Origin of the sequence: Natronorubrum texcoconense, assembly GCF_900100335.1 — an archaeon.
Taxonomy (GTDB): domain Archaea; phylum Halobacteriota; class Halobacteria; order Halobacteriales; family Natrialbaceae; genus Natronorubrum; species Natronorubrum texcoconense.
The window spans coordinates 682,831-707,050 of sequence record NZ_FNFE01000002.1; the positions used below are offsets into that span (position 1 = coordinate 682,831).

The window sequence follows — 24,220 nt, forward strand, 5'->3', positions numbered from 1 at the left end:
CGACGCACCGAGGCCGGCGTCGGCGAGCGACTGCGGAACGACTCCATCGTCCATCTTTCTGCGGACGTCGAAATCGCTACTGGAGAGCGGACGGGCCGTCGCACGCTCGAGAACCGCTACTCAACAGTCGCAGTACTCCGGCTCGCAGCACTCGAGATCGTCTAAGAGCATCTGCTTCTCGCGATAGGCCTCGAGCGGTGCGGTGTCGACGCCGAGGCGCTCGCCGACGGTTTCGGCGACGACGGCGAACCGCTGGCGGAACTTGTAGATGAAACAGAACTGCTGGCCGTTGTGAGCCACTTGTGGGCCGACGAGAAACAGTCCCGGCGTCTCGGTCGATTCGTCGCGATCGGTGAGGGCGGGAAATCCGCGGTCGTCGAACGCGAATAGGTCGTCGACGAGCGTGAGACTCCCCTCGAACCCCGTTGTGAGAATTGGCGGCGTACTCGAGTGAATCCGATCACCGTCCTCGGTGACGACGGCGAACCCGTCGCTATCGAGGTCGATATCGGCTTCACTCGCCGACTCGCGATCGATTCGTTCGACGCGAGCCTCGGTGACGAGATCGATCGGTCGGCCGGCCTCGAGCGCCGTCTCGAGTCGTTCCGTCGTCCGGGGCGAGAGCACCTCGCTGGGATCGGGGCTGCGGTACTGCCACGGGCCGTCGTCGTCCAGCACGGTGACGGAGAGCCCGGCGTCGGCCAGTCCGAGTGCGGCATCGATACCGCTCTCCGCCCCGCCAACGATCACGGCGTCGTCCGCGGCGGGGATCGCGACGCCGGCACCGTCGGCCGCGACCGGTGTCGACGATTCCGGTTCCTCCGGCTCCGTCTCGCAGTCGGGAGCTGGGTTTTCGGTGGCTGAATCGGTCGAGTGCTGATCGGCGTAGGCCGACCACGAGTCGATCGTCGAGACGTGAACCGCGTCGGACGCGCCCGGAATCGACCCGCTCGAGGGGTACTGGTACTGTCCTGCGGCCCAGACGACGTACTGTGCGGCGATGGTCCCTCCACTGGTCTCGAGCGTGAACCCGCCTCGATTCGCGTCGCCTTCGTCCCCGCTCCGTTCGTCGGCCGACTCGTCGCCGTCGGGAACGACGGCCTCGACGTCGACCCCGGTCTCGATCGGGAGCTCGTGGAACTCCGCGACTGCCTCGAGGTAGTCGGCGTACTGGTCGCCGGTCGGATGCTCGCGAGCCAGCGCGAGCGCGGGCGAGGTGTCGAGCGTGATCGCGTTCAAGTCGCGCACGCCGAAGGCGTTGGCCGGGAACGACGGTGTTAGGAGCCGCATCTCGTCGGGCCACTGTCGAAACGAGGCACCGATACGGTCGCGCTCGAGGACGGCGTACTCGAGATCGAGCCGCTCGAGCGCCACTGCAGTCCCGATTCCTGCGGGCCCGGCACCGACGATTGCAACGTCGATCGGTCGTGAGAGCGTCATTCGGTACTAGCAACAGCCTCGACATTATTAACAACTTTGGTCCACAGGTTGTTAATCGTGGGCAAAAATAAGCTCGGACATAGTATCGTTCCATTCTCAGGAGCATCCACGGAAAGCAGGACTTTTGACTACAGGTAGACTCAAACTCGTACTGATGACTCTCCATTCGCCCGAGCGGAGGTGGCTGCGATGACGACCGACATCACCGAAATCACCGTGATCGGGGACGACGACACCGGGCTCATCGCCCGGGTGACGAGCCTCCTGTTCGAGCGCGGAATCAACATCGAGGATCTCGATCAGGCCGTCCGCGACGGCGTCTTCCGCATGTATCTCGCCGTCGACACCTCCGAGATGGTCTGTACCGAAGAGACGCTTCGCGAGGATCTCTCCGAGCTCGGCGACGACCTCGGACTCGACGTCCAGGTTCGGTTCCCCGCCGACCGCGACAGCCAGCAGATCGCCGTCCTCGTCACGAAGGAGAGCCACTGTCTCGAGGCGATGTTCGAGGCGTGGGCCAACGACGAACTCGGCGCGGACATCGGCGTCGTCATCGGGAACCACGACGACCTCCAGCCGCTGGCCGAGCACTACGACGTCCCGTTCCACGACATCGGCGACGAGGGCGGCCAGCAGAACGAGGACGAACTTCTCGAACTCCTCGCCGAGTACGACGTCGACCTGATCGTCCTCGCGCGGTACATGCGCATCCTCAGCCCGAACGTCGTCTTCCGCTACGAGGACCGCATCATCAACGTTCACCCCTCGCTACTGCCCGCGTTCCCCGGCGCCGAAGCGTACCGACAGGCCATCGAAGAGGGCGTCCGCGTCGCCGGCGTCACCGCCCACTACGTGACGACCGACCTCGATCAGGGACCGATCATCACCCAGCGCGCGTTCGACGTCCCCGACGACGCCGAGCTAGACGACATGAAACACAGCGGTCAGCCGCTGGAGGCGGACGCCCTGCTCGAGGCCGTCAAACTCCACCTGAACGGCGACGTTTCGGTCCACCGCGGTCGAACGTCGGTCCGGGAGAACGGCGACGAGTACCAGCTCGGCCTGCCCGACGAGGTCGACGAGTTCACGCCGGACCGGCCGGTCGACGGGATCGGAAGCGTCGTCGCGAACAACCAGTAGTCGGACTGTTCGATACTGAATTCGACGGGGGAGTACCCACCCCTCGCGATTCGCTCGCCCGCTGTGTCGACCTATGACTCCCAGTTCTCGAGACAGTCGTCGTTGCAGAAATGCAGGTACACCGCCTCGCTCTCCTCGAGCGTCGTGACGACGCGTTGCTCGGATGACGTTGCTACGGGGTCGCCACACGCTGGACACTCGGGTGAGTCTTCGTCCGTCGAATCAGCCATTAGATGTTCGAAGGGACAAGAGCCACTTGAACGAACCTATTGCGGCGGAATCGGCCATCGGCCGGTACCTCCCCCGCTCGAGGGGAACGTAGGCGAACGGGCGGCCTCGAGCGACGACTCGGTGGAGTCGATCAGGCGTCCGCCGGATCGCCGTCATATCCGCGGACAGCGACTGGGTCGTGGTTCCGGGAGCAGTAGTCTTATCGCCGATTCGGTCGTAGATTGGTACGTTATGGCACAACAAGAAGTCCAACAGGAGTTGTACGTCGATCAGTACACGCTCGGACTCGTGGGTCCCGACCAGGAGTGGGCGGGGACCGTCGCGGACGGCGGAACGATCCGAACGTACACGCCGCCGGGCTGCTGGGGACCGATGGTCACCCCCGAGTTCCGCGGGGGCCACGAGGTCACCCGACCGATTCGCGTCGAGGGGGCGTCCGTCGGCGACGCGGTCGCGCTCCGCATTCGGGACGTCGAGGTGACGAGCATGGCGACGAGTACGGGATCGATGGCCGAACGCGAGGACGCTTTCGGCGACGACCCGTTCGTCGATCATCGCTGTCCGGAGTGCGGGACGGAGTGGCCCGAAACGATCGTCGAAGGCACCGGAGAGGAGTCGATCAAGTGCGCCGAGTGCGGCGCGAACGCCTCCTCCTTCGGCTTCGAGTACGGCTACACCGTCGCGTTCGACGACGACAACACCGTCGGGATCACGCTCGACGAGGACGCCGCCCACGAACTCGCGGAGAACGCCGAGGAGGTGATGGATATACCCGAGAACTCCCGCCAGCACCCCATCCTGCTGTACGAACCCGGCGAGATGCCCGGCACACTGGGACGGCTTCGACCGTTCATCGGCAACGTCGGCACCACGCCGCCGGTCACGATGCCCGACTCGCACAACGCGGGCGACTTCGGCCAGTTCCTCATCGGGGCCGAACACGACTACGGCGTCGAGACCGAAGCCGACCTCGAGGATCGAACCGACGGCCACATGGACATCCCGCAGGTCCGGCCGGGTGCAACACTGATCTGTCCCGTCAAGGTCGACGGCGCCGGCGTCTACGTCGGCGACCTCCACGCGAATCAGGGCGACGGCGAACTCTCCCTGCACACGACCGACGTCAGCGGGACGGTCACGATGGACGTCGAAGTTATCGAGGGACTCGACATCGACGGCCCCCTCCTCCTCCCTCCAGAGGAGGACCTCCCCTTCATCAGCAAACCCTACAGCGACGAGGAGCGCGAAGCCGGCTGCGAACTCGGCGCCCAACACGGCGTCGACGTCGAGGACGATATGGGCCCGATCCAGGTGATCGGCTCCGGCGCGACGGTCAACGACGCCACGCAGAACGCCTTCGACCGCGCGACCGACCTCCTCGAGATGAGCGAGGGCGAGGTCCGCTCGCGGTGTACGTTCACCGGCGGCGTCCAGATCGGGCGGCTCCCCGGCGTCGTGCAACTCGACCTGCTCGCGCCGATGGGGGTGCTCGAGGAGCGCGGCATCGGTCACCTGGTGCGCGAGCAGTACGAGTTGTAGGAACTCGGGCCGTTATTTTCGAGAGCCGCCCTGAACCGCGGGCGTCAGCGACAGCGACGCGTCGCCCGAAACCGGGTCCTCGAGTCCGACGCGCTCACCATCGATCGAGACCCTGACGCTCGGTCGCAGGTCGTCGCCGTCGTAGAGGTACTGGGCCGCTCGCGGATACGCATCGGCAAAGTCGTCGATAGCATCCCCAACGGTATCGCCGTCGAACTCGAGCGACACCGTCTTCGCCCCGGTCGCGCTTCGCAACGGGCCGTACACCGTGATATCCATGCTCGTACGCGAGACTGGTTTCGGAGGACCATAACGTCGATCCCCGATTCGAGTCAATTCGGACGGAAAGACGCGGGACTCGGGACTGATCCCACTGCGTACGAGAACCGTCCGCAAAAACGAACCGCGAACCTCAGTCGTCGCTCGGCTCGGCGCTCGGCGTGGCCGACGACGTGCTCGTGGCGCTCAACTGCTCGGCCCACGAGTCGGAGACGAGCGGCGCGAGGGCGAAGAAGACCATCGCGCAGACGATGACGGCGAGCATGACGCTCGCGACGATCGTGATACCGTACGTTGGGTCAAACGGGACGATGCTCGTGACGATTCCACTGGCAGCGAGGGACATCGGTACTCGAGCGTATGGTTGTGGAGCAGTCGATATGAGGATTACCTTTCAAACAGCGGATGGTAATGGCTAGCGAACTACACAGCGACGAGACGAAACCGCCGGAGTGCGCTTCGGCGTGAGCCAGAGCTACGACCGATCTATCGTGACAGTACCTGGAGCGAACGCCGCCCGGGACAGCCGCTCGTAGTCGAGACGAAGTAGCCGAACCGCAACGAACGACGGATTCCGGTATCGATCCTTACAGCCGCTGGACGGCCCCGATCGCACTCGAGAGCGGCGGCGCGTCGAACAGCTCCTGGCCGGTGTAGGCGTTCGCGCCGGCACAGTACAGATCCCGCGCCGTCTCGAGGACGCCCTCCTCGAGCGGCTCCGGCGACTCGTCACAGAGGGACTTCCAGTCCGCGACGTCCTCCTGCTTCGCTTCGGCCTTCGCGGCCTCGACGGCCTGGACCCACTCGGGCTGAGTGCGCTTGTGGTGCTGGCGGAGGACCTCCTTCGAAAGCTGGGTGCCCTCGTAGCTGAAGCGGTTCTCGTCGAACGTGCCGACGACGTCAGCGACGCGGATCTCGCCCTGGTAGTAGAGACACTCGATCTTACCGTCCTCGTGGACCAGCCCGGCCGATTCGGCCTGCTCGGTGACGATCCGGTTGACCTCGCGAGCGACGGACTCGAGGTCGTCGATGTCGGCGACGCCCGCGATCGCGTCGGCCTCCTCGCGATCGAGCTGTCGGTCACCCTCCTCGTACTTCGTCGTGAATTCGACGATCGGCTCTTCGAGGTCGACGACTTCCTCGGGCCAGCTCTCGAACTCGAGGCCGTGGTCCGCGGGATCGGTCCGCCGGCGCAGACTCGAGCCGACCGGAACGCGGTTCCGGAAGACGACCTCGAGCGGGATCAGGTAGTTCTCGCCGGCCGCGTCGTGGTAGTGGTCGTAATCGTACTCCCGACCCTCGTTGGGCAGGTCGGGGACCTGCGTGAGGTCGATGGCCATCTCCCACGGCGGGCGCGACGAATCCGCGAGGGGGACGACGTCACCGTCTTCGACGACACCGCGGTAGTGGGTCGGGACGCCTTCGGACTCGAGCAGTTCGAAGTTGTACGCGCCCATCGCACAGAGGCTCGCGCCTTTCTCGGGGATCTGGTCGGGCATCTGTCCCCAGTCGAACACCGAGTAGGCGTCGGTGAAGACGAACGAGCCGGCCCCGAACTCGTCGTCGGTCGCCGCCTCTTCGATGCGGAACTCTTTGACACTCGTCATACGAGACACCTCAAGACGTAGCCGCCGCCGCGGTTCATACCCCAGTTGCCGTGGCCGGACCGTAAGAAGGTTTCAGTATCCGGCGGCGTCTCGAGTCCAGCCGCGGGTCGTCTCACACCCCGCTGGATCGCCGCCTATCGGCCATCGAGACGCCGACGATCACCGACGCGGCGACGAGCAGGATTCCGACGATGACGAGGAACGCGGCGCCGACGGACACCTCGTCGATGACGACGCCTAACAGCGCCGGGCTGATCACCGCGCCCAGCGAGAGCCCGGTGAAGAAGAAGCCGAAGCTCTTGCCGGTCGAGCCGGCTTCGGCGACGGTGGTCGCGAACGTATCCCGCGAGGGGAGCGCGACGCCGATGGCCAGCCCGATGCACGTAAAGAGGGCGGCAGCGGCGACGAAACTCGCGGAGGAGGGGATTATCACGGCGAGGAAGACGCCCGCAGCGGCGGCCACGAACGCGACGACGAGGACTGGCTGAAACGGGAGGCGGTCGGCGAGCGGGCCGCCCGCGATGACGCCGACCGCCGTTCCGACGAGGTAGGCGGTCAGCAGGTTGTTCGCGCTCGCGTCGCCGAAGCCGAGCGAGTCGACGGCGAACACGGTCGTGAACGACTGGAGCCCGACGATCGCCATCATCGAGAGCAGGTAGAATCCGAACACGACGAGCAGTTTCGGTCGGAGGAGTTGCGAGACGGTCGCGACGAATCCACCGTCGTCGTCGCTCGCATCGGGATCGGGTTCGTTTTCGGAATTGCGTTCGTTTTCGGGCCCGCCGTAATCGTCGGAGCCTGCGGCCTCCGCAGGTTCGCCCGAGCCGTCCGCGGACGCCGCTTGCTCGCGCTCGCGGATCTGTCGTCTGTAGACCGGTGCGGCCGTCACTAGCAGTATCGCGGCGTAGACGAAGCCGAGCGATCCGACGGCGAGCAGCGCCGGCTGCCAACCGTACCTGATGCCGATTCCGCCCACCAGTACGGGCGCCGCGGCGAAGCCGGCGAAGCCGCCGAAGGTGTGCAGACTGAACGCCGTTCCTTGATTCTCGCTGGTCGTCACGCTCTCGAGGAACGCGTAGTCCGCGGGGTGAAAGACCGACTGTCCGATGCCCGAGAGGAACGCGAAGGCGAGCAGCATCCAGTACCCCGTCGCCAGACCGGAGAGGGACACGCCGAGGGAGGTGACGACGAGTCCGCCCACGAGAATCCGCTTGGCGCCGATTCGGTCGACGAGTTCGCCCAACGGAATCTGCAGGAACAGCGTCGGGAGATAGATCGCCGTGACGAGCAGTCCGAGCTGGGCCGTCGTGAGGTCGAACTCGGCGCCAAGCAGCGGAAACAGCGGCGGAAACGCGAGCAGATAGACGTGAGAGAGGAAGTGCGCACCGGAAACCGCACCGACGATGTATCTCGTCCCGCCGCGTCGAAATCGCGGGTTCGCGTCGGTTCGAGATCCCATTCGTCTACCACCGGGACCTACCGGGGGTTGATTGTTACGAATCGAAATCTGCGACGCGATCACGCTGCGATGCAACCGCCAGCGACCGAGTGACCGCTCTCTCGACCGGTCGAGTCCGTCGATAATCCACACGCTTTTCTCGCTGTACTGGTATTGGTAGGGCGATGGAGCGACCGGTGACCGAGGCAGACCTCACGTTCGAGTACGTTCCCGAGACCGACCAGTCGTTCGAGAACGCACTCGAGAAGGCACGCGCCGGCGACCGACTCACGGTCGACGACGCCATCGAGTTACTCACGACCGGGACGGACGTCGAAGGTATCGACCGGACGCGCAAGGAGCGGGTGCTCGAGGCGGCCGACCGACGCCGCGCCGAGGTCGTCGGCGACGAGGTCACCTTCGTCGCGAATATCAACAACAACGTTACGACGGCCTGCAACGTGGGCTGTCTGTTCTGTAACTTCAAGGACGCCGCACACACGTTCGAGCGGGACAGTGAGGTCGAGACCGCGGGCTTTACGAAAACGCCCGCGGAGTCCCGCGAAATCGTCGCGGACGCCGTCGAGCGCGGCGTCTACGAGGTCACCTCGGTCTCCGGTCTCCACCCCGCGTTCGCACTCGACGAGGAACACCGCGAGATCCTCGAGTCCCACCCCGAGCCGAAGGAGGTCAACTACAAACCGCCCGAACGGTACGCGACCGATCCCGGCACCTACGTCGAGCAGATGAGCGCGATGAGCGTCGACGACGTCCACGTCCACTCGATGACGCCCGAGGAGGGCTACCACGCTCGACGGGGTACCGACTGGTCCTACGAGGAGATCTACGGCCGTCTCAAAGATGCCGGACTCGACACGGTTCCCGGCACGGCCGCCGAAATCCTCGTCGACGAGGTCAGAGACGTCATCTGTCCCGGCAAGATCGGCACCGACGACTGGCTCGAGGCGATGGAGGCCGCCGCGAGCGTCGGACTGGGCCTGACGGCGACGATCATGTACGGCCACGTCGAAAACGAGGCCCACCGCGCGATGCACCTGAAACGGGTTCGGGACCTTCAGGACCGGGTCGACGGCGCGATCGCGGAGTTCGTACCGCTCTCCTTTATCCACCAGAACACGCCACTTTTCGAGCACGACGTCGTCTCCGGCGGGGCGAGCATCGACGAGGACGAACTCATGATCGCCGTCGCTCGACTCTTCCTCGACAATATCGACCACGTCCAGTCGTCGTGGGTCAAGTACGGCGACGAACAGGGGCTGAAAATGCTCGCCTGCGGCGCCGACGACTATATGGGGACGATCCTCTCGGAAGAGATCACGACCCGCGCCGGCGGCGAACACGGCGAGTTCCGCTCGTTCGAGGACTACGTCGAGATGATCACCTCGGTCGGTCGAATCCCCGTCGAGCGCTCGACCGACTACGCGACCCGCCGCGTCATCGACCCCGACGATCCGCCCTTCGGCCCGCAACTGGGGCCGAAGGCGGACGGGACGCCGCTGCTCGACGCCGAAGAGCGCGCAGAGCGAACGGTTCCGGCCGACGACTGACGGACGGCCGATTTCGGCCGACCGACGAGCGCGCGGAGCGAATGATTCCGGCCGGTACCGGGCGTCGACGCCGACCGACGAACCGGGGACGGTTTTTTGCGGATTCCCGTCGTAGCGTACGGTGTGAACCATCTCGTTCCGATCGACGACGGAAACTGGCGGCTGCCGAACCACGCCCACGTCGTCGTCTACGACCGCGAGCCGAGAGACGGCGGCCTGCTGACGATTTACGACTGCGGGGCCGCCCAAAAGCCGCCGAAAGCGCAACTGCTCGGCACCCTCGAGTCGGTCGACGCCAGCGCCGAGGTCGAGTCGACGCCGACGGGCCAGGTCGTGACACTGCACGAGTCGGCGACGCTCACGGAGACCGATTCGAAGCAGTTCCGCATTCGATAGCAGTGGATAGTAGCGCGGTTTCGTTATTCAGAACCCCACCTGAAACTGGAACGGGGAGTTCGATCACTACACGTGTGAACTGACCGTATGAGACTGATTAGATTTCGGACTGCTGATATCGGTCAATAAGTATCGTGCCTGCTTGAACGAGAATGTAGAGTGCAACCGTCGCTCCAGTCACCAGAAGGACGATCTGCCAAAGTATACTCGATTGGTGAAGCGACTCAACGAAAAACGCTTGGATACCAAACATCTCTAATATGACCTGTAGAAACGATAGCCCGATTCGAATTGCAAGCATTACTCCAGTCCAAAACAGGAAGACACCAGCAATGATGACACCTTCACCAATCAACCATCGAAACGTTTCGCGGGGGGATTCGGAGAATTTACGGGAGGACATTGTATTATAATCTGATGTTTTCAATATAAAACTGCTGGAATAGTACTATCAGTCCCCGGTTACTATCTCAATTGTCGGTAGCTCTTTAATCTATATTGAACGCGATTTCACGAACCACTCTGAATAACGATATCGTATTCCCAACGACTGATATTCCGAACGAGTTGGGAGGTCAGCTCAGGCCCAGTCGGTGACTCGTCCCACTCGAGCCGGCAGCCCAGTGCCGCGGAGCGATGCTTTATGATGGTTCTCGGAAACGTGTGCGTATGCGACTCGAAGGCAAGACTGCGTTTATCACAGGTGCCGGGTCGGGACTAGGCCGTGAAGCCGCACAACTGTTCGCCGAGGAGGGCGCGTCGGTTGTCGGGGCCGATATCGATCTCGAGGGTGCCGAGGAGACGATCGATCGCGTCGAAGCGGCGGGACAGGAGGGAACCGCACTCGAACTCAACGTCACCGACGCGGACGCGGTCCACGCGGCCGTCGACGAGACAGTTTCGGAGTACGGACTCGATATCGTGGTGAACAACGCGGGGATCAGCCACCAGCGCGCGAACGTCGAGGAGATCGACGAGGACGAACGCGATCGAATCATCGACGTCAACGTCAAGGGCGTCTGGAACGGCTGTCACGCCGCCATCCCCCACTTCAAGGAGCAGGGGTCGGGGACGATCGTCAACACGGCCTCGCTCGCGGGCGTCATCGGCGCGCCCCAGCTCGGGGCCTACTCGCTGACCAAGGGAGCCGTCGTCAACTTCACGCGCACGGTCGCCGCGGAGGTTGGTCCCCACGGCGTGCGCGCGAACGCGGTCTGTCCGGGCGTGACGGATACGGCGATGCCTCGAGAGAACCGCACCGAGGAGGAGTGGGAGGCGACCAAGGCGGAGATGTCGAAGTACTATCCGCTGAAGCGACTCGGGCGGCCGGAGGACGTCGCCAACGCGATGCTGTTTCTCGCAAGCGACGAGGCCGACTGGATCACCGGCCAGGCGCTCGTCATCGACGGCGGCTTCTCCTGTACCTAATCGCTGCCGTAGAGACAGGCGTTTCACTGCCGGCGACGAAGGGCGATCCATGTCCACCGACGAGTCCTTCATCCGCGACGCGATCGACCTCGCTCGAGCGGCGGTCGACAACGGCAACACCCCGTTCGGATCGCTGCTCGTCGTCGACGACGCGGTCGTCCGGACGGCCGAGAACACGACCCGCAGCGACGACGATATCGCCGCCCACCCGGAGTTCAAACTGGCTCGCTGGGCCGCCAGCGAACTCGAGGCCGGCGAGCGCGAGGCGTGTACGATGTACACCAGCACGGAGCCGTGTCCGATGTGTGCGAGCGCGATCGTCTACGCGGGGCTGGGACGGGTCGTCTACAGCGTCTCCGTCGACTCGCTCGCGGCGCTTCGGGACGATGGAGTGATCGAAATCCCCTGCGAAGAAGTAATCGAGCGAGGCAATGGATCGACGACGGTCGAGGGGCCGGTCCTCGAGGACGAAGGGCTTGCGATCCACAAAGCGTTTTTCTGACGTCCGTTTCGGCGTCGGTCGCGAAACTCGAGGTATGGTGGAGGAGAGGACTACGACGGATGCTCAGCGCGGCCGATACTGCAGCGCTCCACTCGAAAATGACTTGTCGGTTGACATCAACGGGCCAGTATGATAAACGGACTGTTCAGGGAGCCCGACGGATGGCAGTCGGGAGGACTGTTGATCGCCGTCGGTCTCTTTTTCCTCGGACTGTACGCGTTCTACGGCCTCTTCGGCGCGGGAACGATATCGTCAGCGCTCCACTTCGGTGTACTGTGGCTGTTGCTGGGGATTCCGGAACTGCTGCCGAAAGAGCGTACGCAGATCGCTGGCGGGCTTCGAGTTCTCGGATTGGTGTTCGCCGTCGTGTTACTAATCTTCTACCTCTCGCGGCTGTCGATCTTCCAGTAGCAGCAGTGAGATGACCGTCGTCGCTCGAGATGCGGCCGCACCGCCGAATCGAACGCTCGCTACCGCGACACAACGCTCGTCTCGCTTCGAAGCACGGACCGGTATCGGTCGCCGGCCTCGTCGTCGGCCTCGAGCGCCGCCCGAATCGTCGGAGAGATCCACTCCCGCTCGGTGTCCGGTGCTCGAGGCCCCGACGCACCGGCCGTTCCGTCGGCGGCGACGCCGTCGAAGCCGTCGGTCCGCAAGTCCCCCGGCAGAAACCGCTCGTAGACCGGCAGTCGTTCGCCGAGCGGCAGGTCCGCGGCGGCCGCAATCTCCTCGAGTTCGCGCAGCGCGGGCCACTTGTAGTCGGGGTTGATGTGATCGTCCGTGATCGGCGACACCCCGCCCAGGTCGTCGACGCCGCAGTCGATCAGGTCGCGAGCGGGCGCGAGATTCGGCGGCACCTGCACCGAAATCTCTTCGGGGAGCGCGACGCGGGCCATCGCCGTCACGCGGCGCATCGTCTCGAGGTCGGGCGAGCCGTCTGACCAGCGCTCGTTATTCATGACTGGCTGGACGATCACCTCCTGGATGTGGTCGTAGCGCTCGTGTAGCTCGCGAATCGCGAGCAAGCTTTCGGCCCGATCGCGCCACGTCTCGCCGATGCCAACGAGGATGCCCGTCGTGAAGGCGACGTCGAGTTCGCCGGCATTTTTGATCGTTCGGAGGCGCTGTCCCGGCTCTTTCTGCCGCGGGCCGGCGTGAGCGCCGACCTCGGCGGTCGTCTCGAGCATCACGCCCATGCTGGCGTTGACGTCCGCCACTTCGGCCATCTGCTCGAGGGTCTGGTCGCCCGGATTGGCGTGTGGGAGCAGACCTTCCTCGAGGGCGACCTCGCAGGCCGCCCGGAGGTAGGTGTGAATCGAGTCGTGGCCCCACTCCGCGAGTTGCTCGTGGATCTCGGTGTACCGATCGTCGGGGTCATCGCCGAACGTAAAGAGGGCTTCCGTACAGCCCGCGTCGGCCCCGCGGGCACAGATGTCGCGGACCTCCTCGAGCGTGAGCAGGGAGGCCTGACCCGGCGGATCGAAGTACGTACAGTACGTGCAGGTGTAGCGACACGCCGTCGTCAGCGGAATAAAAACGTTTCGCGCGAAAGTCAACGCCGGCGGTGCCTCGACGTCGTCGGGCGTAACGGTGAGGAGGTCGCTGACCGCCGCGTCGTCGACCGCGATGTCGACGCCGTACTCGCTCGCACCGGGGAACATTACTGCAGAGTCCCGTCGCTCGACACATAAGGTTTCACTTCTGGCGAACGCGTGCCCGCGTTCGCAGCTATCGGTCCCGGTCTGCGGGTTCGCATCTGACGACGCCGACGCGACCGTCCCGTCGCTCGAGTTCGAACCCTAAATCGCGGAGCGTTTCGGGGGCGCGAGCGCGCTCGTCGCCGTGGACGAGCACCTCGACGAGATCGTCGGGTTCGTCGATATCGGTTCCTAATCGGAGGGAGTCGACCGTCTCGAGGCTCGCACCCACCTCCTCGGCGATCTCGCGGTGGTCCAGATAGGACGCCCCGTGGTAGTCCACCCGAAACGCGGGGTCGCGAACGACGAGCGCGTTCGTGCCGCCGCCGCGGCCGGGCGCGATGGCGACGGCCGTTTCGGTCGCAAAGAGGTCCTCGAGGGCGTCAGTCGCCGCGAGGGCGAGATCGGCCATGACGACGGCGACGGCCTCACTCGGGCCCTCGTCGCCGTGGTCACTGTGCTCTCCGCTCGGAAGCCGCGCGTTGACCGCGTCCGTGAGCGGACGGTCGTCCACCGCGACCGACACCGCCTCGAGCACGTGCGTCGGAAGGTCGAGTTCGGCGGGATCGATCGGCGCCGTCGACACCACCGTCGGCTTCTGGCCCGCCTCGACGATCGCAGACAGAACGTCCGCGAGCATTGCCCGTGCGAACGCCGACCGCTCCGTGGGAGAGAGCACCGACTCGAGGCGCGTCTTCGGGTCGGTCGCGGCGAACGGAACGACGACGTGCATCTATCGACGGTTGTCCGGACGCGGGCAAAAACACGTCGAAGCCGAGACCGAGGTGCAACGAGACGCCGTCGTTCGTCGACACCAGACACCACCGTCGTGCCCCCCGACACGAGCGCGGCCGCTGGGGTCGTCGAGTCGCGAAAGAACTGAGAGCCTAGAACAGCGGCTCGAGTTCGTCCTCGTCGTCTTCGACGAGTTCTTCGAGGTTCTCCTCGCTCTCCTGCTGGATGTCGTCCATGTTCTCCTGGGCCTCGATGGCGACCTGCTGGAGACGCTTGATTCGCGGCACGTTCGTCACGCCCGAGAGCAGAAGTGCTGCGGCCACTTCCGGCTCTTCTCGCGGGAAGTCGCCACCGCGGACTTCCATGCTTCCCGTTTCCTCCTCGAGCCACTTCCGCCCGCGTTCGATGCCTTTCCGGTTGAGATACTCCGACGGACCGGAGACGACGAGCAGCGCGCGCTCGGTGCCTTCGATCTCACACGGGAGCGTCAGTCGGCCGAGTGCGGCCTTCCGGACGAGGCTCGTGATGCGGTTGGTCGTGTTCGCGGCGTCTAAGTCGTCGGTGCTGCCGCCACCGTCGCCGGTAAAGCGCGAGAGCAGACCGCCGCTCGTGTTCAGGTCGACTTCCTCGCTGGCGAAGCCGACGGTCGAGACGCCGCCGCCCGAGAGCGTGTTGATGATTTCCGACGAGTCGACGACGCTCTCGGCAACTTCCTGTCCGTCACCGACTTCACCCGCACCGAAGAGAATGCCGAACCGGCGGACGATCTCCTCGTTGATCTGATCGTAGCCGCCTTCGACGGACTCGCCGGTCTGTCGCCAGGAGTCGTTGTCGAAGACCATCAGATTGTCCACTTCGCGGACGAAGGTCTGGAACGACCTGGCCGCGTTGAGGGTGTAGATCCCACCCTCGTCCGTGCCCGGGAGCACGCCGAGACCGTAGACAGGAATCGTGTAGATACGCTTCAAGTGTTTGGCGAGGACGGGTGCACCGCCGGATCCGGTTCCGCCGCCCATACCGGCGACGACCAGGAACGCGTCGACCTCGTGGGTCGGGATCGCGTCGATGGCGTTTTGCACCTCGTCGATGTCCTCCTCGGCGACTTCCGCGCCGAGTTCGTTGTCTGCACCCACGCCGTGGCCCTTTACGCGGGCCTGGCCGATGAGTACGCGGTTCTCCTCCGGAATATTATCGAGACCGATGAGGTCCGCTTTCGCGGAGTTGACGGCTATCGCCGCGCGGACGATTCCGCTACCCGTCCGATCGTCGTAATCGAGGAATCGATCGACGATCTTGCCACCAGCCTGTCCGAATCCGATCATCGCCAGCTTCATAATTTGTCAGGGGGCTCCGTTGAATTGGTACAGAGTGATCAAGGGCATAAGTCTTTTGTTGAATTGAATGTCTCTTCTTCTTTTGTGTTCCGGGAAATCGGACGCCGGCAGCCGATTCCGACTCGAAAAAACTCGCGAAAAACGAGTCGGTTTCGACGTCAGATCTGTTCTTTATACTAAATCTTTGGGCCGATCTGTCCACCCTTGAGTTCCCCGTACGGAACCGCAAACCGCCGATACGGCGACCGACCGATCTCAGACCGGCGTCGAACCTGTCCGTCGCCTCGAGATCGTGTCAGTCAGCGATTGAATACGTCAAGCAGACGCTGAACGCGTCACGCGACCGCCGACCGTCTCAGGCGGATTCGCGCTGTGGCTCGCGAGGTTCGTGGATACCGACCTCGAGATACGCGCCGAGCGTCGTCAGGTCGTCCTCCGAGACGCCGAACGCGCTCACATCGTTGGTGACGACGGTGTTGTTCATCTCGAGCGAGCGCGCCTGATCCGGGCCGAACGGAACGAGTGGGACCGCGCCGGCCGCGGTCAACCCGAGTTTCGTCAGCGAGAGGGGGACCGAGAGGATCTTGACGGACTTCCCCTCGGCCGCGTAGGCCAGTCGCGTCGCGTCCGCGAGCGTGACGATCTGCGGGCCGGCGATCTCGTAGATTTCGCCGACGTGGCTGTGATCCTCGACGGCGTCCGCGAGCATGGGGACCAGATCGCCGACCCAGATCGGCTGGAATCGCGTCTCGCCGCCGTTCGGGAGTCCCGTCACGTACGGCGTCGTGACCTGCTTGGTGAACTCGAGGAACTCCGCGCCGTCGCCGAAGACGACGGAGGGGCGGAAGATCGTCCACGCGAGGTGTGAGTCTCGGACGACGTCCTCGGCTTTTCCCTTGGCTTGGAGGAAGTCCGTCGGCGCATCCGGATCCGCGCCGAGGCCGCTCATCTGGACGAAACGATCGACGCCGCCCGCTTCGGCAGCTCGGACCAGATTGGCCGTGCCGCCGAGGTGGACGGTCTCGTGGTCGAGGTCGCCCGGCGGCTGGTACAGCGGCGAGAGCGAGACGAGATTGACGACGGCGTCGTGGCCCGCGACGGTGTCGACGATGGAGTCGTAGGCGCTGACGTCGCCCATCGCGCGGTCGACTTCCGCAGGGAGATCGCCGTCGCTGGGATCGCGAGACAGCGCCGTCACGTCGTGGCCGCGGTCGTCGAGTTCCGTACAGAGAGTCGTCCCGATGAACCCAGTACCGCCGGCAACGAGCACCTTCATACACCGAATATCCCCACGCAGCGATAAATAGCTGGTCGCCTCCGTAGTTTGGCCTTCGGGTCTCGATAGCGGTTACTAAGTAGTTCTCGCCACGAGGTGCGAGCATGCTGGTCACGCTCGAGGGATTGGACGGCAGCGGCAAAACGACGGTCTGGGAGGCCCTCCGGGAGTCCTACCCCGAGGCGACGTTCACCCGCGAACCGACGAACGACTCCTGGTACGGCGACGCCGTCTACCGATCGATCGGGGACGACGACGCCGACTCGCTCGCGGAACTGTTTCTCTACACCGCCGACCACGCCGACCACCTCTCGCGCGTGATCGAACCGGCGCTCGAGCGCGGCGACCTCGTCGTCTCCGATCGCTACTCGGACTCCCGCTACGCGTACCAGGGGGCGACCCTCGAGTCGTACGACCGCCTCGAGGCCGACCCCCTCGAGTACGTCGTCGACGTCCACGAGCCGTTCACCATCGACCCCGACCTGACGATCTACCTCGATCTCGACCCAGAGACGGCCGCGGAGCGCGCGGGCGCGACGAACAAGTTCGAACATGCGGACTACCTCGAGTCAGTGCGCGCGAACTACAAACGGTTACTCGAGCGTGATCCGGACCGGTTCGTTCGGGTGGATGCAACGCAGGAGCCGGAACGAGTGCTCGAGGCGGTCGAGGACGTGCTGGCCGATGTCGTTGCTGGCGAATAACGGAACTGTTCAGCATAGAGAACGGGTTTGCTATCGGCCGATTAGTACAGGAAACTCACTGACCGCAAGTGTAGAGATATTGTGAGAGCAGAAACACAAACGCGGTAGAAAAGAAGATTCCCAGTATTTCAATTGCTAACTCACCGATAGTCCAGTACTGATACGAGAGAACAACAAATCCAGCGACTAGAGCCGCTGTGAACCCGTTTCTGTAGCTTTTCGCTTTATTAGCATCTAAATCAGAATCTAGAACGGTTTCAGCAATCCCCATCGGAGTATCTATGAATTCCAACCACTTTGTTAAAAAGTTTCTGACGCTCAGGTCGCAGTTGTAGTGAAGTCCCCTTCGATCTCTGAATGGATTCTATGGCCGGAAGCGCGACGCGAGCACCGCGAGAGGCGCGCGACCCAATGGAAGATGCACAGCATCTTCCAAGCATCGCGGAAGGAAACCTTCCGCTCAACGGGGAAGGGCAGGCTATTGCCCAGAAAATCACCACGAGCGACCGTAGGGAGCGAGCGGGCCGACGACTGACCTGAAACGGAGTGAAGGGGAAGGAGGAGTGTCTTCGTGAGCGGAGCGAACGAAGGCTCGGAAGTCGCAGCCCGCGAACGAAGTGAGCAGGAACGTCTTCCGTTGCTTTTAATCGAATTTTTGCCGAGGGCGCGGCTCCGCCGCGCCCGCAGAGCAAAACTTCGTTCTTAGTCCATCGCGATGTACGTCTGTGTGTCCTCGATGCCGTCGATACCCTGTATCTGGGTTGCGGCGATCTCCTTGACCGCCGCGGGCGTCTCGACGCTGGCTTTCGCGATGATGTCGACGTCGCCGGCGACGATGTGAGCCGACTGGACGCCGTCGATCGATTCGATGCTGTCTCGGAGCCGATCCGCCTCGCCGGTGTTCGCCTTGACCATGATGAATGCTGTAACCATCAGTTGACACCTCCAGTACCCGACGTCGCGTCCGAACCCGTGTTCGCGGCCGCCTGCGCTTCCGACTCGCCGACGAGCAGTTGGCGAACCTCGCTCAACACGCCGTAATCCGCGAGCACGACGAGCCGGTCACCGTCCTCGAGCGAAAGATCCTCGTCCGGTAGCCCGAGGTCCTGGTCGCGCTTGCCGAAGGCGAGCACGGTCGCGTTGGCGGGCAGTTGCAGTTCGCTGATCGTGTAGCCGTTGACTGGGGCCCCGTTCGTGATCGTGAGTTCGACGACCTGCAGGTGCGGCGCGATGTCCGCGATGGCGCGGATGGTGCCGCCCAGCAGGGCGTTTTTCGCGCCGATGGCGCCGAGCCGTTCGGGGTAGATCACCTCGTCGACCTCGTCGGCGTACTTGCGGTAGATCCCCTCGCGGTAGGCCTCGTCGATGCGCATGATCGTCCGACAGCCGTAGTGGTTGGCGATCATACACGCCGTAAAGTTGACGTTCAGGTCGCCGGTCAGCGCACCCAGCGCGTCGGCGTCGGCGATGCCGGCCTCCTCGAGGACGTCCTCCCGAGAGCCGTCACCCTCGACGACGGTGAACTCCTGGTTGCGGGCCCGACGAATCATCGCCTCGTCTCGTTCGATTACCGACACCTCGTGGCCCTCTTCTCGAAGAACGCGCGCCGTGCGCAGGCCAACTCGTCCTGCCCCGATGATCACGAACCGCATGCACTGGGGTACGCTTCCCCCCGGCAATAAGCTTGCGCCGATATACCATGCCAACCAGTCGAACAGTGTCGAAAATCGGGCAAAGGTTTTAGTCATGCGAAGATGTACCACACCGTCGAGAATGGTTCACGCGTTTATTATGATCAAGACGGCCGCCGGGAAGTCCGAGGGGCTTCTCGAGTCGATCCGGGACGTCGAGTCGGTCTCCGACGCCCACATCGTCGCGGGCACGTACGACATTATCGCGGAGATCGACGCACCCGAGGTGTACAACGTCCTTCAGGCCGTCTCCTCGGGCGTACAGGGGCTCGAGGGCGTGACGGATACGAAGACGTACATCGCGATGGACTAGAGACCAGCTTTTACGCTGCGGTCTGCCGCGCTGACGGCAGCAGAGCTGCCGCACAGCGCGGTGTCCCTCGGTAAAACCTGGATCAAAAGCACTCCTCCTTCCGTTCTCTCACTCCGTTCCGTCGTTCGCACACATCAGTCGTCGGCCCGCTCGCTCCCTACGGTCGCTCGCGGTCGATGAACGGGCGAGTGCCTGCCCTCCCCCGGGTCCTACGACGCTCGCGGTGCTCGCGTCGCACTCCCGGCCATCTGAACGACTTGCAATCCGATCCCAGCAGAGGGCAAGCGGACGACGACCGATGAATCGTTCCACGAATGTTGCATCGGCGAGCGAGCGGTTTGAAAAACCCGAGCGTTGCCGTTCACCGAGCGAAACGCGTGAGCGCGTTTCGCTCGGGCCGACGACTGACTCGGAGCGAGTGAAACGAGCGCAGAGGAAGGAAGAGTGCTTTTAATCGAATTTTTGCCGAGGGCGCGGCGGAGCCGCGCCCGCAGAGCAAAACTTCGTACTACATCGGCATGCCGCCACTCTCTCCTTCGCTGGCCTGCTGGCCGCGGCTCTGGGCGTTCTCGAGCAGCGTCGCCGCCGCCCCCTGATACTCGTAGCCGGGGATGATCCCCTGCGCGTAGGTGCCCTCGACGTACTCGATGAGGGCCTTGGCGTCGTCGACGCCCTCGCCGGCGTCCCAGGCGACGTACTCGAGGGACACGGTGACGTCGGTCGCGTCGCGCTCGACGACCGGTTCGTCGTGCGTGCTCGTGTGGGCGACGGTGAAGACGTCCTCGAGGCGGCGCTCGAGCGTCTCGAGCCAGCCGTCTTCGACGACGGGAGCGACGGCTTCGCCCGCGACGGCGGCGTCGAGCGTCGGAAGCGTGACGGTGACGCGAAACTCTCCATCTCGCTTTCCCTCTGCATCGGTGGCAGTGACGGTCGCCTCGAAGACCGTCGTCGTGAGTTCGTAGCTGCCGTCGTCGGTAGTCGGTTCGAACGCGTCGTGCGACTCGAGTTCGCGGGCGACGGGCTCCGGAAGGGGGGTCATTACCGAACACACGGGCGTCACGAAAAAGGGTGTTACGTTCCGACCCCAGATCGGACAACCGTTTCATCCTATTACACAGTTAAAACCGAAAAAACGCCCGACTGCAGCGGGATCGTTTCACCGTCGTAGCCGACTGTTTCTGCGCAAAATGGGCTACATAACTACAACGGATATTGCCGTTTTTTGTCGGCATGAGTCTCGATAGACATGCTGCCGAACGACGCCGGTTCGCCCGCCTCCTCGGTATCGATGGCGAACTCGGGAGTGGGCTGCCGATCGGCACCCACTCGAGTGGAACCGCCGAGGGGGAACGCAACTGCGACCATCGCCGCGAGGCAGAACAGACCGGACGGAGCGACCGGCCCGAGCGCTAGTCGAGCGCCCGCTCGCCGAGAAACGAGTTGAGCGCCGTTGCAACTTCTTCGAAATCCTTGACCGTCAGTCCGTCAGTCGTGACCAACACGCCCTCCCTGTCGTTGGTCACTCGGATCAGGAAGCCGTTGTCGAAGACCCGAATCGTGTAGTTGTAGTCGCCGAGCTCCGACCCTTCGTAGGCGGTCTGGGCCGTTTTGAAGCCGCGCCACTCGTGGCCGATAAAGGTCGACAGGTCAGCGTCGCGTTCCAGATCCTCACGAAGGTAGAGCTGCTGGTAATCGTCGCGGGTGAAATACGTCGCCGAGCGGAGGCTGTCGCCGATAGCCGTCCGACAGGTCGTGACGATCTGGTCTGACGCGTCGTCGGTAAGTAATCCAGTAGGCATAACTGATGGATCGAACCCCCGAGACCTTAACCGCAGGGGCAATTGTCGATCAGTTGAGACGGAATCGCCCGCGGCGGTGTCGGTCTCAGACGGCGTCGATCGCCCGCTCGAGGTCCGCGATCACGTCCTCGACGTCCTCGATCCCGACCGAGAGCCGCACGAGGTCGTCGGTGGTGCCGCTCGCCAGTTTCTCCTCCTCGGTGAGCTGCTGGTGGGTCGTGCTCGCGGGGTGGATGATCAGCGTCTTCGCGTCGCCGACGTTCGCCAGCAGGCTCGCGAGGTCGACCTCGTTACAGACCGTCTCCGCGGCGTCGTAACCGCCCTCCAGTCCGAACGTGATCATGCCGCCGTATCCCCCTTCGAGATACTCGCTCGCGTTTTCGTGGGTCTCGTGGCTCTCGAGGCCGGGATAGTTCACCCAGTCGACCGCGTCGTGGTCCTCGAGGAACTCGGCGACGGCCATCGCGTTCTCGCAGTGTTTTTCCATCCGCAGGGGGAGCGACTCGAGTTTCTGCAGTGTCGTCCAGGCGTCGAAGGGTGACTGCTGGTTGCCCAGGTCGCGCAGGCCGCGGGTTCTGGCGACGATGGAGAACGCCTGCTCGCCGAAGGTTTCGGAGAAGTTGACGCCGTGGTAGGCCGGATTCGGCTCCGTGATTTCGGGGTAGTCGCCTTCCTCCCACGGGAACGAGCCGCCGTCGACCAGTATCCCGCCGACCGTCGACCCCGCGCCGTGGAGCCACTTCGTCGTCGAGTTCCAGACGAGGTCCGCGCCGTGCTCGAGCGGCCGGCAGAGGTACGGCGTCGCGAACGTGTTGTCGACGAACAGCGGTACGTTGTGCTCGTGTGCGATATCCGCGATGCGTTCGATGTCGGGCGTGACGAGCGCCGGGTTGCCGATCGTCTCGAGGTGGACGAACGCGGTGTCGTCGTCGATCGCTTCGTCGTACGCGTCGTAATCGAGGGTGTCGACGAATTTCGTCTCGATGCCGCGTTTCGCGACGGTGTGGGTGAGGTAGGTGTAGGTTCCGCCGTAGAGCGAGGAGGCGCTCACGATGTTGTCCCCGACGTCCGCGAGGATGAACGTCGCCAGATCGAACGCGGCCATTCCCGAGGCCGTCGCGAGCGCGCCGACGCCGCCCTCGAGCGTCGCGATGCGCTCCTCTAACATCGCGTTCGTCGGGTTCATAATCCGCGAGTAGATGTTCCCGAACTCCTCTAAGCCGAACAGCGCCGCGGCGTGATCGGTGTCGTCGAACTCGTAGGAGGTGGTCTGGTAGATCGGCGGGGCGCGCGCCCCCGTCGTCGGATCGGGTTCCTGGCCGGCGTGGATGCTGTCCGTGGCGAATCGGTGGTCGATGTCGTCGGAATCCTCACTCATGTGAGTACAGCCCACACAGCGAGTAGCAAAAGCCTTGGCGAAAATTGCCACGAGGGAGGAGTAGCGAGCCGGGGTTTCCGACGTGCTCGGCAAGTGAGCGGACGGGGGGTCCAGAACTGCTACTCGAGCAGCGGCTCGCCGGTCATCTCGGGTGGCTGCCGGACGCCGATCAACTCGAGCATGGTCGGTGCGATATCGGCGAGCGTGCCGCCCTCGCGGACCGCCCGACCGCCGTCGGTTCCATCGCTGGCAACGTAGACGAACGGCACGAGGTTGTACGTGTGTGCCGTGTGGGGATCCTCCTCGGTCCCCATATCGTCCGCGTTGCCGTGATCCGCAGTGATGAGGACGTGCGAGCCGGCGGCCTGAAGTGCATCCGTGAGCCTGCCGAGTTCGGTATCGACTGCCTCGACGGCCTCGATGGCCGCCTCGTAGTCGCCCGTGTGGCCGACCATGTCGGGATTGGCGTAGTTGAGCACGAGCACGTCCGGGTCGTCTCCGTCGCGGATCGTTCCTCCCCGCTCGCTTTCTCGAGGCCCTCGCTCCGCTCGCGCCTCGCCTTCGATGGCCTCAATCGCGGTGTCAGTGACCTCGGGCGCGCTCATCTCGGGCTGCAGGTCGTAGGTCGGTACGTCCGGACTCTCCACGATCTTGCGGATCTCGCCGTCGAACTCGACCTCGCGGCCGCCGTTCAAGAAGTAGGTGACGTGGGCGTACTTCTCGGATTCGGCGATCCGAAGTTGGGTCTTGCCCGCGTCGGCGAGCACCTCGCCGAGCACCTGTTCGGGCTGGTTCGGCGGGTAGGCGATCGGGAGGTCGAACGTCTTGTCGTACTGGGTCAGCATGACGAGCTCCGTCTCCGGCGGGTCGGTCTCGAACTCGTCCGCCCAGTCCTCGGGACGGATGTCTGCGAGCAGTCGCGTGAGTTGACGGGCGCGGTCCGAGCGGAAGTTGAACCAGACGACCGAGTCACCGTCCTCGAGCGCCGGCTGATCCGCTATCACGGTCGGCTCGACGAACTCGTCCATCTCGTCGCGGTCGTAGGACGCCTCGACGGCTTCGACGGCCGAATCGGCGGTCCACTCGGCCTCGCGCTCGACGATGGCGTCGTAGGCGCGTTTCGTCCGGTCCCAGTTCTGGTCGCGGTCCATCGCGTAGTATCGGCCCGAAACGGTGGCCACGTCTCCCGTACCGTGTTCGTCGACGATGCCCTCGAGTTCGGCCAGGTACTCCCGCCCGCCCGTCGGCGACGTGTCCCGGCCGTCGGTGAAGGCGTGGGTGACGGCCTCGACGTCGCGGTCGGCCGCCAGCTCGATCAGCGCGTGGAGATGTTCCTGATCGGCGTGGACCCCCCCGTCGCTGACGAGGCCGAGGAAATGGACACGGCCCCCACTCTCTCGCGCGTGGTCGAAAGCCGTGTTGATCGCGTCGTTGTCCCGGAAGGAGCCGTCGGCGATCGAGTCCGAGATGCGCGTGTACTCCTGGTGGACCACGCGTCCAGCCCCGATATTGAGGTGGCCGACCTCGCTGTTGCCCATCTGACCGTCGGGGAGGCCGACGCGTCGACCCGCGACCTCGAGCGAGCCGTCGGCACCCGCCTCTGCGAGTCGATCAAAGTTCGGCGTTTCGGCTGCCTCGACGGCGTCTCTGCTCGTTCCGTCGCCGAGTCCCCACCCATCGAGGATGATCAGCGCTGCGTTCATGTGCGACGGGTCATCTGCGTTC

General features: G+C 64.2%; 28 protein-coding genes. 10 read left to right on the plus strand and 18 right to left on the minus strand.

Translation table 11 applies throughout. The features are described from left to right. Positions 1-120: 120 nt before the first annotated feature. Positions 121-1,440 (minus strand): NAD(P)/FAD-dependent oxidoreductase, encoded by a 1,320-nt coding sequence (locus BLT08_RS09655; protein ID WP_090305563.1) that lies wholly within the window; start codon positions 1,438-1,440, stop codon positions 121-123. 189 nt (positions 1,441-1,629) lie between these two features. On the opposite strand from BLT08_RS09655, the gene BLT08_RS09660 reads away from it, so the two are divergent. Beyond that, positions 1,630-2,580: a formyltetrahydrofolate deformylase gene (locus BLT08_RS09660; protein WP_090305565.1), complete on the plus strand. Its 951-nt coding sequence runs from the start codon at positions 1,630-1,632 to the stop codon at positions 2,578-2,580. 71 nt (positions 2,581-2,651) lie between these two features. On the opposite strand, the gene BLT08_RS22955 is transcribed toward BLT08_RS09660, so the two are convergent. Further along, the gene (locus BLT08_RS22955) at positions 2,652-2,810 is read right to left on the minus strand and encodes a DUF7576 family protein (RefSeq protein ID WP_175529273.1); all 159 of its coding nucleotides are present in this window, start codon (positions 2,808-2,810) and stop codon (positions 2,652-2,654) included. A gap of 232 nt (positions 2,811-3,042) precedes the next feature. Between BLT08_RS22955 and BLT08_RS09665 the strand changes: the two genes are divergently transcribed. Continuing rightward, positions 3,043-4,350, plus strand: coding sequence for an acetamidase/formamidase family protein (locus BLT08_RS09665; protein ID WP_090305569.1), 1,308 nt, complete (start codon positions 3,043-3,045; stop codon positions 4,348-4,350). Between the two features lie 12 nt (positions 4,351-4,362). On the opposite strand, the gene BLT08_RS09670 is transcribed toward BLT08_RS09665, so the two are convergent. The 4 genes from BLT08_RS09670 to BLT08_RS09685 all read right to left on the minus strand — a co-directional run bounded on the left by BLT08_RS09670 (position 4,363) and on the right by BLT08_RS09685 (position 7,695). After that, on the minus strand, positions 4,363-4,629 hold the full coding sequence (locus BLT08_RS09670; RefSeq protein WP_090305571.1) for a MoaD/ThiS family protein: 267 nt from the start codon (positions 4,627-4,629) through the stop codon (positions 4,363-4,365). A gap of 133 nt (positions 4,630-4,762) precedes the next feature. Then, on the minus strand, positions 4,763-4,975 hold the full coding sequence (locus tag BLT08_RS09675) for a hypothetical protein (protein ID WP_090305575.1): 213 nt from the start codon (positions 4,973-4,975) through the stop codon (positions 4,763-4,765). 241 nt (positions 4,976-5,216) lie between these two features. Next, entirely contained in the window at positions 5,217-6,236 is a 1,020-nt protein-coding gene (locus BLT08_RS09680; protein WP_090305580.1) for a phosphoribosylaminoimidazolesuccinocarboxamide synthase, read from the minus strand. A gap of 112 nt (positions 6,237-6,348) precedes the next feature. Beyond that, complete coding sequence (locus BLT08_RS09685) at positions 6,349-7,695, minus strand: MFS transporter (RefSeq protein ID WP_090305581.1); 1,347 nt, start codon at positions 7,693-7,695, stop codon at positions 6,349-6,351. Between the two features lie 164 nt (positions 7,696-7,859). Between BLT08_RS09685 and cofH the strand changes: the two genes are divergently transcribed. Continuing rightward, positions 7,860-9,242: a 7,8-didemethyl-8-hydroxy-5-deazariboflavin synthase subunit CofH gene (gene cofH / locus BLT08_RS09690; RefSeq protein ID WP_090305583.1), complete on the plus strand. Its 1,383-nt coding sequence runs from the start codon at positions 7,860-7,862 to the stop codon at positions 9,240-9,242. A 123-nt stretch (positions 9,243-9,365) separates the two neighbouring features. After that, complete coding sequence (locus BLT08_RS09695; RefSeq protein ID WP_090305586.1) at positions 9,366-9,638, plus strand: hypothetical protein; 273 nt, start codon at positions 9,366-9,368, stop codon at positions 9,636-9,638. 97 nt (positions 9,639-9,735) lie between these two features. On the opposite strand, the gene BLT08_RS22530 is transcribed toward BLT08_RS09695, so the two are convergent. Beyond that, a complete protein-coding gene (locus BLT08_RS22530) occupies positions 9,736-10,041 on the minus strand; it encodes a hypothetical protein (RefSeq protein ID WP_139171289.1) in 306 nt (101 codons plus the stop codon). 266 nt (positions 10,042-10,307) lie between these two features. On the opposite strand from BLT08_RS22530, the gene BLT08_RS09700 reads away from it, so the two are divergent. The 3 genes from BLT08_RS09700 to BLT08_RS09710 all read left to right on the plus strand — a co-directional run bounded on the left by BLT08_RS09700 (position 10,308) and on the right by BLT08_RS09710 (position 11,979). Continuing rightward, on the plus strand, positions 10,308-11,066 hold the full coding sequence (locus tag BLT08_RS09700) for an SDR family NAD(P)-dependent oxidoreductase (RefSeq protein WP_090305589.1): 759 nt from the start codon (positions 10,308-10,310) through the stop codon (positions 11,064-11,066). 49 nt (positions 11,067-11,115) lie between these two features. After that, entirely contained in the window at positions 11,116-11,568 is a 453-nt protein-coding gene (locus BLT08_RS09705; protein ID WP_090305591.1) for a nucleoside deaminase, read from the plus strand. A 129-nt stretch (positions 11,569-11,697) separates the two neighbouring features. After that, positions 11,698-11,979, plus strand: a complete 282-nt coding sequence (locus BLT08_RS09710) for a DUF8011 family protein (protein WP_245724187.1) — start codon at positions 11,698-11,700, stop codon at positions 11,977-11,979. Positions 11,980-12,038: 59 nt separating this feature from the next. Here BLT08_RS09710 and cofG read toward each other — a convergent pair whose 3' ends face one another. The 4 genes from cofG to BLT08_RS09730 all read right to left on the minus strand — a co-directional run bounded on the left by cofG (position 12,039) and on the right by BLT08_RS09730 (position 16,610). Continuing rightward, a complete protein-coding gene (cofG, locus tag BLT08_RS09715; RefSeq protein WP_090305594.1) occupies positions 12,039-13,229 on the minus strand; it encodes a 7,8-didemethyl-8-hydroxy-5-deazariboflavin synthase subunit CofG in 1,191 nt (396 codons plus the stop codon). 67 nt (positions 13,230-13,296) lie between these two features. Beyond that, the gene (gene cofC, locus BLT08_RS09720) at positions 13,297-13,998 is read right to left on the minus strand and encodes a 2-phospho-L-lactate guanylyltransferase (protein WP_090305597.1); all 702 of its coding nucleotides are present in this window, start codon (positions 13,996-13,998) and stop codon (positions 13,297-13,299) included. 154 nt (positions 13,999-14,152) lie between these two features. Next, entirely contained in the window at positions 14,153-15,334 is a 1,182-nt protein-coding gene (locus tag BLT08_RS09725) for a tubulin/FtsZ family protein (RefSeq protein ID WP_006088947.1), read from the minus strand. Between the two features lie 355 nt (positions 15,335-15,689). Beyond that, entirely contained in the window at positions 15,690-16,610 is a 921-nt protein-coding gene (locus BLT08_RS09730; RefSeq protein ID WP_090305600.1) for a complex I NDUFA9 subunit family protein, read from the minus strand. 104 nt (positions 16,611-16,714) lie between these two features. On the opposite strand from BLT08_RS09730, the gene tmk reads away from it, so the two are divergent. After that, on the plus strand, positions 16,715-17,314 hold the full coding sequence (tmk, locus tag BLT08_RS09735) for a dTMP kinase (RefSeq protein WP_090305603.1): 600 nt from the start codon (positions 16,715-16,717) through the stop codon (positions 17,312-17,314). A gap of 55 nt (positions 17,315-17,369) precedes the next feature. On the opposite strand, the gene BLT08_RS22535 is transcribed toward tmk, so the two are convergent. The 3 genes from BLT08_RS22535 to BLT08_RS09745 form a co-directional block, all read right to left on the minus strand. Next, positions 17,370-17,585 carry a hypothetical protein gene (locus BLT08_RS22535; RefSeq protein ID WP_139171290.1) on the minus strand — a complete coding sequence of 72 codons (216 nt, stop codon included), beginning with the start codon at positions 17,583-17,585 and terminating at the stop codon, positions 17,370-17,372. Positions 17,586-18,016: 431 nt separating this feature from the next. Then, complete coding sequence (locus tag BLT08_RS09740) at positions 18,017-18,247, minus strand: Lrp/AsnC family transcriptional regulator (RefSeq protein WP_006088941.1); 231 nt, start codon at positions 18,245-18,247, stop codon at positions 18,017-18,019. After that, the gene (locus BLT08_RS09745) at positions 18,247-18,966 is read right to left on the minus strand and encodes a potassium channel family protein (RefSeq protein ID WP_090305606.1); all 720 of its coding nucleotides are present in this window, start codon (positions 18,964-18,966) and stop codon (positions 18,247-18,249) included. Before BLT08_RS09745 ends, BLT08_RS09740 begins: the two co-directional genes overlap by 1 nt. Before the next feature lie 121 nt (positions 18,967-19,087). On the opposite strand from BLT08_RS09745, the gene BLT08_RS09750 reads away from it, so the two are divergent. Beyond that, positions 19,088-19,318, plus strand: a complete 231-nt coding sequence (locus BLT08_RS09750) for an Lrp/AsnC ligand binding domain-containing protein (RefSeq protein ID WP_090305611.1) — start codon at positions 19,088-19,090, stop codon at positions 19,316-19,318. A gap of 508 nt (positions 19,319-19,826) precedes the next feature. Here the strand turns inward: BLT08_RS09750 and BLT08_RS09755 are convergent. Continuing rightward, complete coding sequence (locus BLT08_RS09755; RefSeq protein ID WP_090305614.1) at positions 19,827-20,357, minus strand: DUF5813 family protein; 531 nt, start codon at positions 20,355-20,357, stop codon at positions 19,827-19,829. A gap of 191 nt (positions 20,358-20,548) precedes the next feature. Between BLT08_RS09755 and BLT08_RS09760 the strand changes: the two genes are divergently transcribed. Beyond that, the gene (locus tag BLT08_RS09760) at positions 20,549-20,731 is read left to right on the plus strand and encodes a hypothetical protein (RefSeq protein WP_090305617.1); all 183 of its coding nucleotides are present in this window, start codon (positions 20,549-20,551) and stop codon (positions 20,729-20,731) included. Here the strand turns inward: BLT08_RS09760 and BLT08_RS09765 are convergent. The 3 genes from BLT08_RS09765 to gpmI all read right to left on the minus strand — a co-directional run bounded on the left by BLT08_RS09765 (position 20,728) and on the right by gpmI (position 24,198). After that, the gene (locus tag BLT08_RS09765) at positions 20,728-21,117 is read right to left on the minus strand and encodes a DUF7522 family protein (protein ID WP_090305620.1); all 390 of its coding nucleotides are present in this window, start codon (positions 21,115-21,117) and stop codon (positions 20,728-20,730) included. The two genes, BLT08_RS09760 and BLT08_RS09765, sit on opposite strands and share 4 nt — an antisense overlap. A gap of 85 nt (positions 21,118-21,202) precedes the next feature. Then, the gene (locus BLT08_RS09770; protein WP_090305623.1) at positions 21,203-22,495 is read right to left on the minus strand and encodes an O-acetylhomoserine aminocarboxypropyltransferase/cysteine synthase family protein; all 1,293 of its coding nucleotides are present in this window, start codon (positions 22,493-22,495) and stop codon (positions 21,203-21,205) included. A 119-nt stretch (positions 22,496-22,614) separates the two neighbouring features. Then, complete coding sequence (gene gpmI / locus BLT08_RS09775; protein WP_090305626.1) at positions 22,615-24,198, minus strand: 2,3-bisphosphoglycerate-independent phosphoglycerate mutase; 1,584 nt, start codon at positions 24,196-24,198, stop codon at positions 22,615-22,617. Positions 24,199-24,220: the final 22 nt, after the last annotated feature.

What these genes read in the sequence shown, in the direction of transcription:
- BLT08_RS09655 (WP_090305563.1), bottom strand. Translation starts at nt 1,440, where the DNA reads ATGACGCTCTCACGACCGATCGACGTTGCAATCGTCGGTGCCGGGCCC.
- BLT08_RS09660 (WP_090305565.1), top strand. Translation starts at nt 1,630, where the DNA reads ATGACGACCGACATCACCGAAATCACCGTGATCGGGGACGACGACACC.
- BLT08_RS22955 (WP_175529273.1), bottom strand. Translation starts at nt 2,810, where the DNA reads ATGGCTGATTCGACGGACGAAGACTCACCCGAGTGTCCAGCGTGTGGC.
- BLT08_RS09665 (WP_090305569.1), top strand. Translation starts at nt 3,043, where the DNA reads ATGGCACAACAAGAAGTCCAACAGGAGTTGTACGTCGATCAGTACACG.
- BLT08_RS09670 (WP_090305571.1), bottom strand. Translation starts at nt 4,629, where the DNA reads ATGGATATCACGGTGTACGGCCCGTTGCGAAGCGCGACCGGGGCGAAG.
- BLT08_RS09675 (WP_090305575.1), bottom strand. Translation starts at nt 4,975, where the DNA reads ATGTCCCTCGCTGCCAGTGGAATCGTCACGAGCATCGTCCCGTTTGAC.
- BLT08_RS09680 (WP_090305580.1), bottom strand. Translation starts at nt 6,236, where the DNA reads ATGACGAGTGTCAAAGAGTTCCGCATCGAAGAGGCGGCGACCGACGAC.
- BLT08_RS09685 (WP_090305581.1), bottom strand. Translation starts at nt 7,695, where the DNA reads ATGGGATCTCGAACCGACGCGAACCCGCGATTTCGACGCGGCGGGACG.
- cofH (WP_090305583.1), top strand. Translation starts at nt 7,860, where the DNA reads ATGGAGCGACCGGTGACCGAGGCAGACCTCACGTTCGAGTACGTTCCC.
- BLT08_RS22530 (WP_139171289.1), bottom strand. Translation starts at nt 10,041, where the DNA reads ATGTCCTCCCGTAAATTCTCCGAATCCCCCCGCGAAACGTTTCGATGG.
- BLT08_RS09700 (WP_090305589.1), top strand. Translation starts at nt 10,308, where the DNA reads ATGCGACTCGAAGGCAAGACTGCGTTTATCACAGGTGCCGGGTCGGGA.
- BLT08_RS09705 (WP_090305591.1), top strand. Translation starts at nt 11,116, where the DNA reads ATGTCCACCGACGAGTCCTTCATCCGCGACGCGATCGACCTCGCTCGA.
- BLT08_RS09710 (WP_245724187.1), top strand. Translation starts at nt 11,698, where the DNA reads ATGATAAACGGACTGTTCAGGGAGCCCGACGGATGGCAGTCGGGAGGA.
- cofG (WP_090305594.1), bottom strand. Translation starts at nt 13,229, where the DNA reads ATGTTCCCCGGTGCGAGCGAGTACGGCGTCGACATCGCGGTCGACGAC.
- cofC (WP_090305597.1), bottom strand. Translation starts at nt 13,998, where the DNA reads ATGCACGTCGTCGTTCCGTTCGCCGCGACCGACCCGAAGACGCGCCTC.
- BLT08_RS09725 (WP_006088947.1), bottom strand. Translation starts at nt 15,334, where the DNA reads ATGAAGCTGGCGATGATCGGATTCGGACAGGCTGGTGGCAAGATCGTC.
- BLT08_RS09730 (WP_090305600.1), bottom strand. Translation starts at nt 16,610, where the DNA reads ATGAAGGTGCTCGTTGCCGGCGGTACTGGGTTCATCGGGACGACTCTC.
- tmk (WP_090305603.1), top strand. Translation starts at nt 16,715, where the DNA reads ATGCTGGTCACGCTCGAGGGATTGGACGGCAGCGGCAAAACGACGGTC.
- BLT08_RS22535 (WP_139171290.1), bottom strand. Translation starts at nt 17,585, where the DNA reads ATGGGGATTGCTGAAACCGTTCTAGATTCTGATTTAGATGCTAATAAA.
- BLT08_RS09740 (WP_006088941.1), bottom strand. Translation starts at nt 18,247, where the DNA reads ATGGTTACAGCATTCATCATGGTCAAGGCGAACACCGGCGAGGCGGAT.
- BLT08_RS09745 (WP_090305606.1), bottom strand. Translation starts at nt 18,966, where the DNA reads ATGCGGTTCGTGATCATCGGGGCAGGACGAGTTGGCCTGCGCACGGCG.
- BLT08_RS09750 (WP_090305611.1), top strand. Translation starts at nt 19,088, where the DNA reads ATGGTTCACGCGTTTATTATGATCAAGACGGCCGCCGGGAAGTCCGAG.
- BLT08_RS09755 (WP_090305614.1), bottom strand. Translation starts at nt 20,357, where the DNA reads ATGACCCCCCTTCCGGAGCCCGTCGCCCGCGAACTCGAGTCGCACGAC.
- BLT08_RS09760 (WP_090305617.1), top strand. Translation starts at nt 20,549, where the DNA reads ATGAGTCTCGATAGACATGCTGCCGAACGACGCCGGTTCGCCCGCCTC.
- BLT08_RS09765 (WP_090305620.1), bottom strand. Translation starts at nt 21,117, where the DNA reads ATGCCTACTGGATTACTTACCGACGACGCGTCAGACCAGATCGTCACG.
- BLT08_RS09770 (WP_090305623.1), bottom strand. Translation starts at nt 22,495, where the DNA reads ATGAGTGAGGATTCCGACGACATCGACCACCGATTCGCCACGGACAGC.
- gpmI (WP_090305626.1), bottom strand. Translation starts at nt 24,198, where the DNA reads ATGAACGCAGCGCTGATCATCCTCGATGGGTGGGGACTCGGCGACGGA.